This window comes from Sphingomonas sp. UYP23, assembly GCF_054059235.1.
Map to the genome: position 1 here is coordinate 4,500,073 of NZ_JBSSBX010000001.1, position 14,092 is coordinate 4,514,164.

Sequence of the window (14,092 nt, forward strand, 5' to 3'; positions counted from 1 at the left end):
GCGTCGGTCAGGCGCTGCGGGAGTCGTCCAGGCCGTAAAAGGCGACTGCAGCGCCGCCGAACAGCTGGTCCAGATCGGCACCCGCGCGGTCCGCTAGCTGGCGTGCGTCATCGTGCCAGCGGCGCCAGTCGTCGCCCGACAAGCGCACGACCGGCCAGTCGCTGCCCCACATCAGCCGCGGGCCGAACATTTCGACGAGGTGCTCGACATAGGGCATCAGCGCCGCCGCCGGCTGGCCCGGCGCCTGCTCGGTCCGCAAGCCCGAAAGTTTGCAGTGAAGGCCGAGTTCGCCAAGCATCGCGATCTCGGCACGCCACGGGTCGAGCGTAACCGTCGCGGCATCGGGTTTGGCGGCGTGGTCGATCACGATCGGTAGATCGGGCCAGCGCGCAACGAAGGTCGCGAGCATCGGCAGATGCCGCGGCTGGACGAGCGCATCGAGTCTGAGGCCCGCCGCCTGCATCGCCTCCAGCGCCGGCGTCAGCGCGTCCTGCAACAGCCACTCGGTATCGGCGATCGACTGGAGCATCGGGCGCAGCCCGCGCAGCTTGGGCTGGCGCGCGAGCGCCACGATCCGCTCGGGCGCGTGCGGATGCAGCAGGTCGACCCAGCCGACCACCGCGCGGACCAACGGCGTGCGCGCCGCCAGCGCGAGCATCCAGTCGGTATCGCGATCGGTCGGCTGCGACTGGACCAGCACCGTCCCGGCCAGCGCCACGCCGGCGCTGGCCCCCGCCAGATCGTCGGGCCCGAAATCGCGGTGGATCGCGGCGTCCGCAGCGGTCGGCCATTCGTGACCCTCGGTTTCGAGCGACCAGAAATGCTGGTGCGCGTCGATCACGCGCGTCACGGCTGGTCGTCGAGCGCGTAGATCCGCTCGGCATCGACCCATTTCTGCCCCTCCGCCGCAAAGGGCAACCGGCGCTGGAAGCGGTCCATCAGCGTCTCCCAGGCCTGGATTTCCGGGTCGGCCGAATCGCGCTCGGCCTTCCGCGCGGGATCGAAATCGGGCGTCGTCTGCATCATCATCACCAGCCGGTCGGCGACCTGCCAGATCTCGAGCGCGGCGATCCCCTCGGCGCGGATAGCGCGCGAGACCGCGGCGGGCGGGCCGCCGGGACGGTGCCAATGCCGATAGGCGGCGATCGCCTCGGGATCATCCTGCAGGTCCAGGAGGAGGACGTGGCTCCTCAACGGGGCCTTCGCATCGCTCACAGGCGCGCGCCAGCGATCGGCTGGGCGTTTCGTTCGTTCAGCATCCTCGTCCCATCGCTCCACGATCTGTTCCCGTGACGGTACACCGCTGGCGCGGCATCCGCCAAAGTGTTGCTTTCATCCATGCAAATTCAGTCGCATAACGCAAGCGCTGGATCGCCCGAGCCGTGGGTTGGCAGTGCAGGCGTGCATCGCCGATTGCCAGCGCCCGCACTTTCCTGCGACATACGGCTTCGCGTAGCGGGACCTGATATCCGGCGGCGCGGTGGGGATCAGAAAGGACATTTGTGACGCGAAGCGGACCCAAGGGCGTATATGCCGCACCCGCGCTCGAGAAGGCATTCGAGATCATCGAATTGCTCGCCGACCATCCCGATGGCGCGCTCGTCAGCGAAATGGCGGCGAGCCTCGGCCGATCGGTCGGCGAACTGTTCCGCATCGTGATCGTGATGGAACGGCTCGGCTATCTCCGCAAATCGATCCACACCGATCGCTATACCGTCTCGTACAAGCTGCTCGAGACCGCCTATCGCGCGACGCCGGCGCAGAATCTCGTGCGGGCGGCGTTGCCACAGATGCAGGGGCTGGCGGCGGCGGCGGGGCAATCGTGCCATCTGGTGGTGGCGAGCCGCGATCACGGTCTCGTCGTCGCGTGCGAACAACAACCCGGCACACGCGGCTTCTCGCTGCGCGTTGGCGCGCGGATCGACATCATCACCAGCTGTTCGGGCCAGGTCCTGCTCGCCTATTCGGCGCCGCATCGGCGCGAGCAGATCCTCGAGGCGGTCGATGCGGAGCAGGAAGCGCCGGCCGATCGCACCCGCCTCGCCGAACGAATCGCGGCGATCCGCGCTGCGGGGCATGACAGCCGGCAAAGCCCGATCACGCACGGCGTGACCGATATCAGCTTTCCGGTGTTCGGCTTCGACGGCCGCGTGATGGCCGCGCTGACGATCCCGTTTCTCGAGCTGATCGACGGGTCGCAAAAGGTCGGGCTCGATGCCGCGCGCGACCTGCTGCGCGCGACAACCGCGGCGATTTCCGACACGCTGGGCTATCCCGGCGCGCCATCGGACCCCTGACGCGGCGCTAAAAGCTCGCGATCGCTTTCAGCACATGATCCGCGCCGGCGATCAACTCGGGCAAACGCTCGGGCATGTCGTCGGCCGCAAAACTGTCGGTGTGCAGCGCATCGATCGGGATCGTCCCCGCCTTGATCGACGCGATGACGTGCGCGAAGTCGCTCGCCAACGCGTTGCGGCTGGCGAGCAGCGTCGTCTCGCGCTTGTGGAACTCGGGATCGGCGAACACCAGATCGCCCGGCGCGACGCCGACCAGCACGAGCGATCCGCCATGTGCGACGTACGCCAGGCTCTGCGTCATCGCCGCAAGCACGCCGGTTGCGTCGAAAACGGTGTCGTACATCGTGCCGCCGGTCCGCGTCTCGAGCCCGGCGGCAACGGTATCATCCACTACCGCGGTGTCCTCAAAGCCAAGCCGCGTCCGCGCATAATCGAGCCGTGTCCTGCGCGTATCGATCAGCATCACGCGCGCGCCCGCAAGTCGCGCGAAAAGACCGGCGGCGATCCCGATCGGCCCTGCGCCGACCACGAGCACACGCTCGCCCGATGCCACCCGTGCCCGCGCGACGGCATGCGCGCCGATCGCAAGAAATTCTATCATCGCCGCCTGATCGAGCGAAAGGCCGGTCGCGTCGATCACGGCGCTTTCTGGCACGGCAATGCGCTCGCACATCCCGCCATCGGCATGGACCCCGAGCACGCGGATGTTGACGCAGGCATTGGGTTTGCCGTTGTCACACGCGATACAGGTGCCGCACGACAGATAGGGGTTGATCGCCACGCGTTGCCCGACCGCGAACGACGAGCCCGCGGCGACGGCTTCGACTTCACCGGCAAGCTCGTGGCCCATTACGCGTGGGTAGGAGAGGTACGGATGGCGGCCGGCATAGATGTGATAGTCGGTGCCGCACAGTCCGACGCGACGGATCCGAACCAGGACTTCGCCGGCGCCGAGGACGGGCTCGGGCCGCTCAGAAACGACGAGATGATAGGGCGCTTGGCACACGATAGCTTTCACGAAGTCGACAGCCTCCAAACTGTGACAAGCGTCTACAATGTCGATCTCATATGTACAACCCGGCTTTGACCTATGCAAAGCGACCAAGGCTGCCGAGCGGAATGACCTTTGTCCCTTCCCTGGCGCAACGAGCGGCTACGGGCCGGTGGCGATGTGGTCCAACGCGCGCATCCCTCCCCGTCGCGCGGATCGGACATGTTCTACTGGGGTGCGTTCCGGATGCCGTACGCGATCCGATAGCGGATAGCGGGGCGACGCGGGAGTCGGGTTGGTCCCCACCGAAGCCGACACGAATGCGAATGACGCGGCGGAGCCGATCTCGCTTCCTCCTGCTGCACGCATTGAGCGCGGGTCTCACGGCAGGTTCGCAGGTTCGGTTGCGAAAGCGAGACCGGAATGCCGCGGCAAGGGATAGATCGCCGATCGAAGGGCGGGGCCTCCAAGCAACAAGTTGGAGAAAGAAGCGGGTAGCACCTTAACGCCCGCCGCGGCTGAGCGCATCACACCCGCCGATGTCCCGCCCCGGTGACGGGGCGGGACAGGGTACGTTTACGCCGCGCCGGCGCCGGCTTTTTCCTTCTTGCCATAGACGCGGATCGGTTCTTTGCGGCCCTCGATCACGTCCTTGTCGATCATCACTTCCTCGACGCTGTCCATGCCGGGCAAGTCGAACATCGTGTCGAGCAGGATCCCCTCGAGGATCGAGCGGAGCCCGCGTGCGCCGGTCTTGCGGTCGATCGCCTTCTTCGCGACCGAAACAAGCGCCTCGTCGGTGAAGCCGAGCTTGACCGCCTCCATGTCGAACAGCTTCTGGTACTGCTTGACCAGGGCGTTCTTTGGCTCGGTCAGGATCGTCACCAGTGCCGGAACGTCGAGATCCTCTAGCGTCGCGATGACCGGCAGACGGCCGACGAACTCGGGGATCAGGCCGAACTTGAGCAGATCCTCGGGCTCGACTGCCTTGAGCGTCTCGCCAGTACGGCGTTCCTCAGGCGATGCGACATAGGCACCGAAGCCGATCGACTTGCCCTGGAGGCGGTCGCCGATGATCTTCTCGAGGCCGCTGAACGCGCCGCCGCAGATGAACAGGATGTTGGTCGTGTCGACCTGCAGGAACTCCTGCTGCGGATGCTTGCGGCCACCCTGCGGCGGAACGCTCGCGGTGGTGCCTTCCATCAGCTTGAGCAGCGCCTGCTGGACGCCTTCACCACTGACGTCGCGCGTGATCGACGGGTTCTCGGCCTTGCGGCTGATCTTGTCGATCTCGTCGATATAGACGATCCCGCGCTGCGCGCGCTCGACATTGTAGTCGGACGCCTGGAGCAGCTTGAGGATGATGTTCTCGACGTCCTCGCCAACATAGCCGGCTTCGGTCAGCGTCGTCGCATCGGCCATCGTGAAGGGCACGTCGAGGATGCGCGCGAGCGTCTGCGCGAGCAGCGTCTTGCCGCAGCCGGTCGGCCCGACGAGCAGGATGTTCGACTTGGCGAGCTCGACGTCGGCGCCCTTCTGGCCGTGGTTGAGGCGCTTGTAATGATTGTGCACCGCCACCGAGAGGACGCGCTTGGCGCGCTTCTGGCCGATCACATAATCGTCGAGCACGTCGCAGATTTCCTGCGGCGTGGGGACGCCGCCATCCTTCTTCGAGACGAGCGCCGACTTGGTCTCCTCGCGGATGATGTCGTTGCACAGTTCGACGCACTCATCGCAGATGAACACCGTCGGTCCCGCAATGAGCTTGCGGACTTCATGCTGCGACTTGCCGCAGAAGGAGCAATAAAGCGTGCTCTTCGAGTCGCCGCCGCTGAGCTTCGTCATTCAAACCATCCTTGGCGCCACCAGGCGCGCATATGCGGAACGTGTATCCTAGACCGTCCTCGCGCAATCCGACAATCACCAAAATACCCGGTGATGTCAGCACCGGGACGTACGTATGACGCCCCGATGCCCAACAGAGCCTTAACCGACCGGCTTACGCCGAGGTCAGCGCCGGCGGCGTGCTCGAATCATCGGGCAATGCCGGACGCTTGTCGAACACCTGATCGACCAGGCCAAAATCCTTCGCCTCATGCGCTTCGAGGAAGGTATCGCGATCCATCGCGCGTTCGATCTCTTCGAGCGGCTTGCCGGTATATTGGGCGTAGAGCGCGTTCATCCGGTTCTTGATTCGCTGGATTTCCTTGGCCTGGATCTGAATATCAGACGCCATTCCCTGTGCGCCGCCCGAAGGCTGGTGGATCATGATCCGGGCGTTGGTCAGCGCGACTCGCATGCCGGGTTCGCCCGCTGCGAGCAGGAACGAGCCCATCGAGGCGGCCTGCCCCATGCACACCGTGCCGACGCGCGGACGGATGTACTGCATGGTGTCGTGGATCGCCATGCCCGCCGTGACGACGCCGCCCGGCGAGTTGATGTACATGAAGATGTCCTTCTTGGGGTTCTCCGACTCCAGGAAGAGCAGCTGTGCCGAGATGACCGAGGCCATGTGATCCTCGACCCCGCCGGTCACGAAAATGATGCGTTCGCGCAGCAGCCGCGAATAAATGTCGAAGCTGCGCTCGCCGCGGTTGGATTGCTCGATGACGATCGGAACGAGGCCGTCATTGATGGGGGCCAGAAAGTCGCCAGTGTCGAACGGATTGCGCATGATGAGCCTTTTAGTCCTTTATGCCCCTAGAACCGCATACATCGGCGCTGCACGAAACGAGTTCAAGCCCCGACCGCGTCGGAGCGGCGGTCGTCGCCGCCCGGCGCGCGATGGCTGAGATAGGCGAGCCGCCGGACTTCGCGCCGCCCACGCACCACCGTGTCGAGGATCAGCCCGGTAAAGATGTTCAGCGCAGCGAGAATTGCGAGGCCGACGACGAGCACCGCAGTCGGCAGCCGCGGCACAAGATGCGTGTGCATATACGTCACGATCAACGGGATACCGAGCGCGAGGACGCCCAGCGACAACAGGCCGGCAATCATCCCGAAGAACAATAACGGCCGCTCGATCCGATAGAGCGTGACGATCGTCCGCGCGATGCGGAAACCGTCGCGATACGTGCTGAGCTTCGATTCGGAGCCCTCGGGCCGCGCGAAATAGGCGGTTTCGATTTCGCCCGTCGGCATCTTGAGCTCGAGCGCATGGACGCTGATCTCGGTCTCGATCTCGAATCCGGAAGACAGCACCGGGAAGCTCTTGACGAAACGGCGCGAAAAGACGCGGTAGCCCGAGAAGATATCGGTGAAGCTGCGCCCGAAGAGTTGCGCGAGCATGCCCGTCATCGCCTTGTTGCCGAGCACGTGGCCGCGGCGATACGCGGCAGTGATCTGCGTCACGCGGCTGCCGACCACCATGTCGAGCTGTTCGTCGAGCAAGCGCTCGACCAGGGCGGGCGCCGCAGCGGCGTCGTAGGTCGCATCGCCATCGGCCATGACATAGATATCGGCGTCGATGTCGGCGAACATGCGGCGGACGACGTTACCCTTGCCCTGCATCCGCTCGGTCCGGACGATCGCGCCAGCGGCGCGCGCGACCGCGACGGTGTCGTCACGGCTGTTATTGTCGTAGACATAGATCATCGCATCGGGGAGCGCGGCGCGGAACGCCGCGACAGTCTGCGCGATGGCGGTGCCTTCGTTATAGCAGGGCAGCAGGACGGCGGTACGTGGTGTCATGCGTGAGCCTTAGGGCGTTATCGTAACGCGTTCGACCATTTTGTGCGGACGGTCACGACCTCGACGCTCACCGCACCCGCGTACACCCAGAACGCCGTCACCCCGGCCTAGTGCCGGGGTCCCCCGCGCCGCCCGACGTGTCGTCTGGGGCGCTGGAGACCCCGGAACAGGGCCGGGGTGACGGATGATCTAGTCGAGCGGGCGGGTCTGCGCCTTATTCGGCCTTGTCGGCAGCAGCCTTCTTCTTGGCAGCCGGCTTCTTGGCGGGTGCCGAAGCAGCCTCCTCGGCCGGAGCGGCCTCGGCATCGTCTGCAGCAGGTGCCGCCTTCTTGGCGGGCGCCTTCTTGGTCGCGGCCTTCTTCACCGGCTCGGCTTCGACGAGGTCGTCGCCCTGTGCAGCCGGCTCGATATCAGCCGCTTCCATTTCCTTGGCGTCGTCGGCTGCAGGCTTGGCTTTCTTGGCAGCTGCCTTCTTCGCCTTGGGCTTGTGGTTGTCGTGATCGTGCGTGTGCGTGCCGCTCGAGAAGCCTTCTTCGCTCTCGATCGCCGCTTCGAGCTCTTCGCGCGTCACTTCGCGGTCCGAAATCTCGGCCTTCTCGAACAGGAAGTCGACGACCTTGTCCTCGTACAGCGGCGCGCGAAGCTGGGCGGCGGCCATCGGCTCCTGCTGGATGTACTGCAAGAAACGCTGGCGATCGTCATTGTTATAGTTCTGCGCAGCCTGCGCGATCAGGCGGTTCATTTCCTGCTGGCTGACTTCGACGCCATTGGCCTGGCCGATTTCCGACAGGAGCAGGCCGAGGCGTACGCGGCGCTCGGCGATCTTGCGGTAATCGTCGCGCTCCGATTCCATCTCGGCGAGCGCTGCCGCCGGGTCTTCCTCGTGCGTCGCTTCGTGCTGGAGCTGCTGCCAGATCTGGTCGAATTCGGCTTCGACCATCGACGGCGGCACTTCGAAATCGTGTCCCTCGGCGAGCTGGTCGAGCAGCTTGCGCTTCATGTGGGTGCGCGTGAGGCCGTTGAGCTCCTGCTCGATCTGGCCCTTCAGGAGGCCGGTGAGCTGCTCGAGGCTCTCGAGCCCGAGCGAGGTCGCGAGGCTGTCGTCGATCACGCTCTCGCCGGCAGTCTTCACCGCGGTGATCGTCAGGTCGAAGGTCGCAGGCTTTCCGGCGAGGTCCTTGGCCTGGTAATCCTCGGGGAAGGTCACCGTGATCTGGCGCTCGTCGCCAGTCTTGACGCCGACAACCTGCTCTTCGAAGCCCGGGATCAGACGGCCGGTGCCGAGCTCGACCGACATGTCGGAACCGGTGCCGCCCTCGAAGGCGACATCGCCGACCTTGCCGACGAAGTCCATGACGACGAGATCGCCCATCTTGGCTTCATAGCCTTCAGCCGCGTCATCCCATTTCTTCTGCTGGTCGGCGAACTTCTGGAGCTGCGCCTGGACAGTCGCGTCATCGGCGGGAACGGTCAGGCGCTCGAGCTTGAGCGCGTCGATCGCCGGGGTCGGCACATCGGGGAGCACTTCAAGCGTGACGGTGATCTGCGCATCGTCGCCCAGCTTGAAGCCGTCGGCGAGCTCGACCGAAGGCTGCAGCGCAGGGCGCAGCTTCTGCTCGGCGATCAGCTCCTGGATGCCCTGCTGGATCGAGCTGTTGAGCGCGTCCTGCATCAGCGCGTCGCCGTGCATCTTTCGCACCAGGTTCGCGGGGACCTTGCCGGGGCGGAAGCCGGGCATCTTCACCGTCGGCGCAACGCGCTTGAGCTCGGCATCGACGCGCGAATCGATATCCTTCGCGGTGATCGTCAGCGTGTAGGCGCGCTTGAGGCCTTCGTTCAACGTCTCGACAGTCTGCATTTCAGATCTCACGCCTTTTCAGGAATTTGTTTCGCAGCCTCCACGCCGAATCGCGCGAAAGACTGGTGCGGGCGAAGGGACTCGAACCCCCACATCTTGCGATGGCAGGACCTAAACCTGCTGCGTCTACCAGTTCCGCCACGCCCGCAAGGACACCGCCGGTGTGGGGGGCGTCTATACCAGCCATGCGCGCGGGGGCAAGTCGGCAAAGTACGCGCGTGGCATTGCGCGCAACCCGTGCCTAGTTTGCGCGTTAAGACCCCAGAGGAGAGTCCCCATGGCAAGCACGCCCCCGACCGAACTTCCCCCCGTCCCGAGCGAATCGGGCCAGCCCGATCCGATGCCGACCGAGCTGCCGAGCCCATCGCCCGATACCGACTTCCCCAGCCCCGGCGGCGACCCCGGCGGTGAGCCGATCGCGCCGACCGACACGGGCCTGACAGGCGATTTCGCATGAGCGCGTCCGACCCGCACCCCGACAGCCTGTCCGAGAACGACAATGACACGCGCAGCGACATCGAGCAGGCGGTCGAAGCCCGCAAGGATGCGGTCGAGCGTGGCGAAGGCGGGCGCGAGCCCGATTCCTTTACCTCCCCCGGGATGGAGGACGGCGTCGGCGGGACCGGCGGCGTGGTGAAGAACCAGGACGACGACGCGCAGTAACGCGGGTTCGACCGAACCTATCAAAGGAAGGGCCTGCCATGCGGGCCCTTTTTTGTAGGTCCGCGCGGCGGCGGATTTGGGCGGCGCGCGGCGTCTAGGGGATGACGGGGCGTTTGCCGTCATGCCTTTGGGGGGGGCGCCATCATGTCAGCCGCAGAAGTCGCCGACGCCATACCATTGTTGCCCGCGCCACCAACCGGCGAGGCGCCATTCGGCACCGCCCTCACCCGTCTCGCCGCGCCGGCGATGTCGATCGCGATCCTCGCGGCGGCAGTGTTCGAACTCCACGCGATGGACTGGCACGCGGTGCTCGCGATGGTCCCGGCCAATCCGCTCTTCTGGCTGGTCTTCATCACTTTCTATTGCACACCGATCGTCGCCGAATGGGCGATCTATCACCGCATCTGGGGAATCCCACGCGCCGCGATCGTCGCGATGGCGCGCAAGACGGTGAGCAACGATCTCCTGTTCGGCTATGTCGGTGAGACCTATCTCTACAGCTGGGCGCGCCGCGCGGGCAAGACGCCGGGAATCGCGTTCGGCTCGGTCAAGGACGTCGCGTTGCTGTCGGCCGCGGTCGGCAACAGCGCGACGATCCTGGTGGCATTGTTCACCGCGCCGCTGCTCGGGCGGCTGCATATCGCGATGCCGCACTGGGCAATCGCGCTCGCCGTGGTCGCGGTCGCGGCGCCGCCGATGGTGGCGATTCTCGGACGCAAATCGGTCTTCCATCTGCCCGGCACGCTGCTGCGCGAGATCACCGCGATCCACATCGTGCGCTCCACCAGCGGGATCGTGCTGACCGCGGTGCTGTGGCACCTTGCTCTGCCAGAGATCGCAGCGAGCTGGTTGGTCGCCTTTTCGGCGCTCAAGCTCGTGCTGTCGCGGCTGCCGTTCGTCTCGAACAAGGATCTGGTGTTCGCTGGCGCGACCGCCTTGCTGTTCGGCCATCACGGCAATGTCGCCACCCTGATGGCGATGATGGCAAGCCTTTCGGTCGGAGCACATATCGTCACCGGCCTCGCGGCGTCGACGAGTGGCCTCATCGAGGCCGCCGCGGCGCGGTTGCGCCGGGTGGGCGCATCACGCGACACTCTGGTCGCGTGACGCCGGACTCGGCCTAGCCGAGCACCTTCTTCAGCACGTCGTTGACCACGCCGGGATTGGCCTTGCCGCCCATCGCCTTCATCGTCTGCCCGACGAAGAAGCCGAACAGCTTGTCCTTCCCGCCGCGATAGTCGGCGACCTTGTCTTCGTTCGCCGCCATCACCTCGGCGATGACGCGCTCGATCTCGCCGGTGTCGCTGGTCTGCTTGAGCCCGCGCTCCTCGACGACGGCCGCAGCCCCCTGGCCGGTCTCGAGCATGATCTCGAACACCTGCTTGGCGAGCGTACCCGACAGCGTGCCATCGGCGATCAGGCCGAGCAATTCGGCGGCCTGATCGGGGCTGACGGGCGAATTCTCGATGTCCTTGCCCGTGCGGTTGAGCGCGCCGAACAGCTCGGAGGTCGTCCAATTGGCAGCAGCGACCGGCGCAACGCCCTTGTCGAGCAGCGCATCGAACCAGCGCGCCGCCTCGACCTCGGCGGTCATCACTGCAGCGGCGTAGGGCGTGATCCCGAGAGCCTCGTAGCGGCGACGCTTGGTATCGGGCAGCTCAGGCAACGACGCGCGGCATTCTTCGAGGAACGCGTCGTCGAGCTCGAGCGGCAGAAGATCGGGATCGGGGAAGTAGCGATAATCGTGCGCATCTTCCTTCGAACGCATCGAGCGCGTCTCGTTGCGATCGGGATCGTAGAGCCGCGTTTCCTGGACGATCCGGCCGCCGCTTTCGAGCACGTCGATCTGGCGCTTGGCCTCCTGCTCGACCACCGCCATCACGAAGCGAACCGAATTGACGTTCTTGGTCTCGGTGCGCGTGCCGAGTTCGTCACCGGCCTTGCGAACGCTGACATTGACGTCGGCGCGCATCGAGCCTTCTTCCATGTTGCCATCGCACGACCCGACATAGCGCAGGATCGATCGGAGCTTGCGGAGGTAAGCCCCTGCTTCAGCGGGAGAAGCCATGTCGGGCTTCGACACGATCTCCATCAGCGCGACGCCCGAGCGGTTGAGATCGACGTAGGAGCGCGTTGGATGCTGGTCGTGCATCAGCTTGCCCGCATCCTGCTCGACATGGATCCGCTCGACGCCGATGCGCTTGCCAGCAGCGTCGGGGTTCTTGTCGTCGAGGCTGATGTCGATCGCGCCCTCGCCGACGATCGGGTGGTAGAGCTGGCTGATCTGATAGCCCTGCGGCAGATCGGCGTAGAAGTAGTTCTTGCGGTCGAAGCGCGACCATTTGTTGATCTGCGCGTCGATCGCCATGCCGGTGCGCACCGCCTGGCGGATGCACTCGCGGTTGGGGACGGGCAGCATGCCGGGCATCGCGGCGTCGACCAGCGACACCTGCGTGTTGGGTTCGGCGCCAAATGCGGTCGCCGCGCCCGAGAAGAGCTTGGCGTTCGAGGTCACCTGCGCGTGGACTTCGAGGCCGACCACGACCTCCCAGTCGCCAGTTTCGCCGCGGATCGTGTATTTGGTGTCAGTCATGAGATGGGGGTCCACTCTTGGAACGCCTGAACAGAAAATGCTTTGGTCGCGCTGCGCGCTTCAAGTCTTGATCCGGCTTGTCACGGCGCCTGGCAGGCTGGTCATCTGATCGTTTGATGGCCGGTTTAGGTAAGAGGTCGGAAAGCCCGGCCACCAACTCGATCAAGGCGGACCATCCTACCACCACGCCTCGGCGCGTGCGGTGAAGCCGGCGCGCTGCTCAAGCGCCAACCCGGCATTCAACACGCCTTGCTCGTCGAGCGGCTTGCCGATGATCTGGAGGCCGAGCGGCAGGCCGGCGCCGTCGAGGCCACCCGGCACCGACATCGCCGGCAAACCCGCCAGCGAGGACGGCACGGTGAAGACGTCGTTGAGATACATCGCGATCGGATCGGCCGACTTCTCGCCCAAAGCGAACGCCGACGACGGCGCCGTCGGGGTGAGCAGGAGGTCGCACTTCGCCCAGGCCTGTTCGAAATCGCGCGCGATCAGCGTGCGGACCTTCGAAGCCTGTGTGAAGTACGCGTCGTAAAAGCCTGCAGACAAGACATAAGTCCCGATCATGATACGGCGCTTGACCTCGTCGCCGAACCCGTCGGCGCGCGTCGCGGCGTACATGTCCTGCAGGCCTGCCCCCTCGGGCAGATCGCGCAGGCCGTAGCGCACGCCGTCATAGCGCGCGAGGTTCGACGAGGCTTCGGCGGGTGCGATGATGTAGTAGGCCGGCAGCGCATATTTGGTGTGCGGCAGCGAGACCTCGACGATCTCGGCGCCGGCGTCCTTCAACCAGTCGATCCCCTGCTGCCACAAAGCATCGATCTCGGCGGGCATGTTGTCGACGCGATATTCCTTGGGAATACCGATGCGCTTGCCCTTGAGATCGCCCGACAATCCGGCTTCCCAGGCCGGCACCGGCAGATCGAGCGAGGTCGCATCCTTCGCGTCGAACCCGCTCATCGCCTCGAGCAGGATCGCGCAGTCGCGTACGTCGCGCGCCATCGGCCCCGCCTGGTCGAGCGACGAGGCGAACGCGATCGTCCCCCAGCGCGAGCAACGGCCATAGGTCGGCTTGATACCGCTGATGCCAGTGAAGGCGGCGGGCTGGCGGATCGAGCCGCCGGTATCGGTGCCGGTCGCCGCGGGGCACAGCCGCGCGGCGATCGCCGACGACGAACCACCCGACGAGCCGCCCGGTGCGAGCGGGGCGTTGCCGCCGTCGTTGCGCCGCCACGGCGAGATGACGTTGCCAAAGGCGCTGGTCTCGTTCGACGAGCCCATCGCGAACTGGTCCATGTTGAGCTTGCCGAGCATCCCCGCGCCGGCATCCCACAGGTTCGCCGACACCGTTGATTCGTACGGTGGCACGAAGCTTTCGAGGATCAGGCTCGCCGCGGTAGTCGGGACGCCCTTGGTGCAGAAAAGGTCCTTCATCCCGATCGGCACGCCGGCGAGCGGCTTCAGCGTCTCGCCCGCAGCGCGCGCCGCGTCGGCGGCATCGGCGGCGGCGAGCGCGTGGTCGGGGGTCTCGACCAGGAAGGCGTTGAGCGCCTTGGCCTTCGACACATTGGCGATGAAGCCCTCGGCGACTTCGCGCGCGGAAAAGGTGCCGGCGCGGACGCCGTCGCGGATGGCGGCTACGCCGAGATCGGTCAGGTCGGTCATTATTCGATCACCTTGGGCACGGTGAAGAAGCCGTGCTCGGCCTGGGGGGCGTTGGCCAGCACGGCATCGCGGATGCCGCCGCCGGTCAGCGGGTCGGCATTGACGACGTCGTCGCGCAGCCGGAGGTGGTTGGGGATCACCGCGGTCATCGGCGCGACGCCGGTGGTGTCGACCTCGCCCAATTGCTCGATCCAACCCATGATGTTGTCGAGCTCGGGCGCGATGCGCGCGGCTTGTTCCTCGGTAATCGCGATGCGGGCTAGGCTCGCGATCTTGCTGACGGTGGCGATGGTGACTGGCATGGTCTCGCGGCTAGCAGAGCGCCCGAGCCTTGCGCA

The 14,092-nt window shown here is 65.6% G+C and carries 14 protein-coding genes and 1 tRNA gene; 4 read left to right on the forward strand and 11 right to left on the reverse strand.

Annotated elements, in window-relative coordinates:
- Positions 1–7 precede the first annotated feature (7 nt).
- Both ACVWYO_RS22120 and ACVWYO_RS22125 read right to left on the reverse strand, forming a co-directional pair.
- On the reverse strand, positions 8–850 hold the full coding sequence (locus ACVWYO_RS22120) for an amidohydrolase family protein (RefSeq protein WP_457354505.1): 843 nt from the start codon (positions 848–850) through the stop codon (positions 8–10).
- Complete coding sequence (locus ACVWYO_RS22125) at positions 847–1,215, reverse strand: L-rhamnose mutarotase (protein ID WP_457354507.1); 369 nt, start codon at positions 1,213–1,215, stop codon at positions 847–849. The genes ACVWYO_RS22120 and ACVWYO_RS22125 overlap by 4 nt, the downstream gene beginning before the upstream one ends.
- 287 nt (positions 1,216–1,502) lie before the next feature.
- Here ACVWYO_RS22125 and ACVWYO_RS22130 point away from each other — a divergent pair, with 287 nt between their 5' ends.
- Entirely contained in the window at positions 1,503–2,297 is a 795-nt protein-coding gene (locus tag ACVWYO_RS22130) for an IclR family transcriptional regulator (RefSeq protein ID WP_457354509.1), read from the forward strand.
- 7 nt (positions 2,298–2,304) lie between these two features.
- Here the strand turns inward: ACVWYO_RS22130 and ACVWYO_RS22135 are convergent, their stop codons facing one another.
- The 6 genes from ACVWYO_RS22135 to ACVWYO_RS22160 form a co-directional block, all read right to left on the reverse strand.
- Positions 2,305–3,315 carry a zinc-binding alcohol dehydrogenase family protein gene (locus tag ACVWYO_RS22135; RefSeq protein ID WP_457354511.1) on the reverse strand — a complete coding sequence of 337 codons (1,011 nt, stop codon included), beginning with the start codon at positions 3,313–3,315 and terminating at the stop codon, positions 2,305–2,307.
- A 549-nt stretch (positions 3,316–3,864) separates the two neighbouring features.
- Complete coding sequence (gene clpX / locus ACVWYO_RS22140) at positions 3,865–5,133, reverse strand: ATP-dependent Clp protease ATP-binding subunit ClpX (RefSeq protein ID WP_010186846.1); 1,269 nt, start codon at positions 5,131–5,133, stop codon at positions 3,865–3,867.
- 154 nt (positions 5,134–5,287) lie between these two features.
- Positions 5,288–5,962 (reverse strand): ATP-dependent Clp protease proteolytic subunit, encoded by a 675-nt coding sequence (locus ACVWYO_RS22145; protein ID WP_133188610.1) that lies wholly within the window; start codon positions 5,960–5,962, stop codon positions 5,288–5,290.
- A 62-nt stretch (positions 5,963–6,024) separates the two neighbouring features.
- Positions 6,025–6,978: a glycosyltransferase family 2 protein gene (locus ACVWYO_RS22150; protein WP_457354514.1), complete on the reverse strand. Its 954-nt coding sequence runs from the start codon at positions 6,976–6,978 to the stop codon at positions 6,025–6,027.
- 214 nt (positions 6,979–7,192) lie between these two features.
- Positions 7,193–8,836 carry a trigger factor gene (tig, locus tag ACVWYO_RS22155; protein ID WP_457354516.1) on the reverse strand — a complete coding sequence of 548 codons (1,644 nt, stop codon included), beginning with the start codon at positions 8,834–8,836 and terminating at the stop codon, positions 7,193–7,195.
- Positions 8,837–8,899: 63 nt separating this feature from the next.
- Positions 8,900–8,984, reverse strand: a tRNA-Leu gene (locus tag ACVWYO_RS22160).
- 129 nt (positions 8,985–9,113) lie between these two features.
- Between ACVWYO_RS22160 and ACVWYO_RS22165 the strand changes: the two genes are divergently transcribed.
- The 3 genes from ACVWYO_RS22165 to ACVWYO_RS22175 all read left to right on the forward strand — a co-directional run bounded on the left by ACVWYO_RS22165 (position 9,114) and on the right by ACVWYO_RS22175 (position 10,606).
- Positions 9,114–9,293 (forward strand): hypothetical protein, encoded by a 180-nt coding sequence (locus ACVWYO_RS22165; protein WP_457354518.1) that lies wholly within the window; start codon positions 9,114–9,116, stop codon positions 9,291–9,293.
- The gene (locus ACVWYO_RS22170) at positions 9,290–9,499 is read left to right on the forward strand and encodes a hypothetical protein (protein ID WP_457354520.1); all 210 of its coding nucleotides are present in this window, start codon (positions 9,290–9,292) and stop codon (positions 9,497–9,499) included. Before ACVWYO_RS22165 ends, ACVWYO_RS22170 begins: the two co-directional genes overlap by 4 nt.
- Before the next feature lie 144 nt (positions 9,500–9,643).
- Positions 9,644–10,606 carry a hypothetical protein gene (locus tag ACVWYO_RS22175; RefSeq protein ID WP_457354522.1) on the forward strand — a complete coding sequence of 321 codons (963 nt, stop codon included), beginning with the start codon at positions 9,644–9,646 and terminating at the stop codon, positions 10,604–10,606.
- A gap of 13 nt (positions 10,607–10,619) precedes the next feature.
- Here ACVWYO_RS22175 and gatB read toward each other — a convergent pair whose 3' ends face one another.
- The 3 genes from gatB to gatC all read right to left on the reverse strand — a co-directional run bounded on the left by gatB (position 10,620) and on the right by gatC (position 14,056).
- Positions 10,620–12,092: an Asp-tRNA(Asn)/Glu-tRNA(Gln) amidotransferase subunit GatB gene (gatB, locus tag ACVWYO_RS22180; RefSeq protein WP_457354524.1), complete on the reverse strand. Its 1,473-nt coding sequence runs from the start codon at positions 12,090–12,092 to the stop codon at positions 10,620–10,622.
- 177 nt (positions 12,093–12,269) lie between these two features.
- Positions 12,270–13,754 carry an Asp-tRNA(Asn)/Glu-tRNA(Gln) amidotransferase subunit GatA gene (gatA, locus tag ACVWYO_RS22185; protein ID WP_457354526.1) on the reverse strand — a complete coding sequence of 495 codons (1,485 nt, stop codon included), beginning with the start codon at positions 13,752–13,754 and terminating at the stop codon, positions 12,270–12,272.
- A complete protein-coding gene (gene gatC / locus ACVWYO_RS22190; protein WP_140851808.1) occupies positions 13,754–14,056 on the reverse strand; it encodes an Asp-tRNA(Asn)/Glu-tRNA(Gln) amidotransferase subunit GatC in 303 nt (100 codons plus the stop codon). The genes gatA and gatC overlap by 1 nt, the downstream gene beginning before the upstream one ends.
- Between the last annotated feature and the right edge of the window lie 36 nt (positions 14,057–14,092).